This is a genomic window from Kocuria sp., from assembly GCF_030536815.1.
Taxonomy (GTDB): domain Bacteria; phylum Actinomycetota; class Actinomycetes; order Actinomycetales; family Micrococcaceae; genus Kocuria; species Kocuria gwangalliensis.
The window spans coordinates 1-2,193 of the sequence record NZ_JAUNPE010000267.1 but is presented as its reverse complement, the minus strand read 5'-3'; the positions used below and the strand labels follow the sequence as shown (position 1 = coordinate 2,193).

The window sequence follows — 2,193 nt, the reverse complement described above, 5'->3', positions numbered from 1 at the left end:
GACGAACCGCACGTCGTCGGGATGAATGTTGAACTTACGCGCCGCCACGTCTGCCAGCCGGTCGCGGATCTGCTCACACGCGTTCTTGACCGCACCGCCATTGAGGTCCGCGCCGGAACTGGCCGCCGTGGCGGAGGTGTTGGGCACCTTGTCCGTGCGGGTGGGCGCCAATCGCACGGTCTCCAGTGGCACGCCCAGCGCGGTGGCCGCGACCTGCCGCATTTTGGTGTGCAGCCCCTGCCCCATTTCGGTGCCGCCGTGATTGATGAGCACGGAACCGTCCCGGTACACGTGCACGAGCGCGCCGGCCTGGTTGAACGCGGTGAGGTTGAACGAGATGCCGAACTTCACCGGAGTCACCGCGAGCGCGCGGCGGGTATCGGGGTGGGTTGCGTTGAAGTCCTCGATCTCAGCGCGCCGCTCCCGCACGTCCGCGCGCTGGTGCACCTGCCCCCAGATCTCGGCCAAGCGCTCCGCGTGCCGCACCGGCTGCCCGTAAGGCGTGCTCTGGCCCGACACGTAGAGGTTGCGGGCACGCAGTTCCGTGGGATCCAGGCCGAGCAACGGTGCGTAACGACCCAGGATCTCCTCAATCACCAACATGCCCTGCGGCCCGCCGAACCCGCGGAAGGCGGTCTGCGACGTCTTGTTCGTCTTGGCAACCCGACCATGGACCTCCACGTTCGGGATCCAGTAGGCGTTGTCGATGTGACACAGCGTCCGCTGCATCACCGGCTCCGAAAGATCCAGGCTCCACCCGCCGTCGCTGGTCACGGTGGCGCGCAGCGCTTGGAGGCGACCGTCTTCGTCGAAGGAGACCTCCCAGGACGCGTGGTAGGGGTGACGCTTGCCGGTGATCGTGATGTCCTGATTGCGCGTCAGCCGTAAGCGGACCGGCCGCCCGGTGAGCGTGGCACCCAGCGCGGCGATCGCGGCAAAACCATGCGGCTGCATTTCCTTGCCGCCAAAGCCACCGCCCATGCGCAGGCACTGCACCGTGACGTCATGGTTGTCCAAGCCCAGCACGTGCGCCACGATTTCCTGCGTCTCGCTCGGGTGCTGAGTGCTGCACTGGACGAACACCTGCCCGCCCTCGTCCACGTACGCAAACGACGCATGGGTCTCCAGGTAGAAGTGTTCCTGGCCGCCGAACTCGAACTCCCCACTGAAGCGGTGGGTCCCGTTGGTCAGGCCGGTTTCGACGTCGCCGCGGCTCACCGTGGGTTGGCGGCCCTGGAAACTGCCGGCCGCAATCGCTTCCGTGAGCGTGATCAGAGACGGTAGCGGTTCGTACTCGACGTCGATTGCTTCCGCGCCGAGGCGCGCGGCTTCCAGGCTCTCACCCAAGACCCAGCACACGGCGTGGCCGTGGAACATGACTTCGCGGGGGAACAGGGGTTCGTCCTCCTTGATGCCGGCGTCGTTGATGCCCGGCACGTCCTCAGCCGTGAGAACCCGGGCCACGCCGGGCACCTCGAGGGCGGGGGCAACGTCAAGGGACATCACCCGCGCGTGGGCGTGCGGGGCCTGCAGCGGCCAGGCGTGGAGCACGTTCTGATGGCGGACAATGAGGTCATCGGTGTAGAGCGCTGCCCCCGTGGCGTGCTCGGCACCGTGCTCGTGGGCCACGGCCACACCGACCACCGGATTCTCGGGGCGTTCTGCGAGGGATTTCATCGGGTTACCTCCTGAGCCCGGGCGGACTGTTGCTGCGCCCAGAACTTGAGCAGGGATTGTTCGAGCATGGCCGAGCGGTAGCGGGCGCTGGCCCGCATGTCGTCGATCGGGGTGCCCTGCCGGGCCAACAGGGCGGCCGCCTTCACCGCGGTTTCCCGGGTCCACGGCTGACCGATCAGGGCCTCCTCCACCTCGCGTGCACGGATCGGGGTGGCGGCCACACCGCCCAGGCCGATGCGCGCGGAGGTGATTGCGGCGGCGTCGTCGACCTGGATGGCGATGGCCACGGCCACGCTGGAGATGTCATCGAAACGGCGCTTGGCGATCTTGTAGAACGCGGCGTGGTGGGCGAGCGGCAGCGGGATGCGCACGGCGCGGATGATTTCGTTCGGGCGACGCACGCTTTCGCGGTAGCCGGTGTAGTACTCGGCGAGCGGGACCTCGCGTTCCCCGCCCTTGGCGGCGAGCACCACGGAGGCGCCGAGCGCGAGGAGCACCGGGGCGGAATCGCCGATG

Annotated in this window: 2 protein-coding genes; both read right to left on the bottom strand. The window is 68.0% G+C overall.

Going from position 1 to position 2,193, the window contains the following annotated elements; all coding sequences use genetic code 11:
- The coding region (locus Q4E95_RS13030; protein WP_303383709.1) for a xanthine dehydrogenase molybdopterin binding subunit at positions 1-1,677 on the bottom strand (1,677 nt) is incomplete at its 3' end.
- On the bottom strand, positions 1,674-2,193 hold a 520-nt coding region (locus Q4E95_RS13025), incomplete at its 5' end, for an FAD binding domain-containing protein (RefSeq protein ID WP_303383708.1). The genes Q4E95_RS13025 and Q4E95_RS13030, both read right to left, overlap by 4 nt.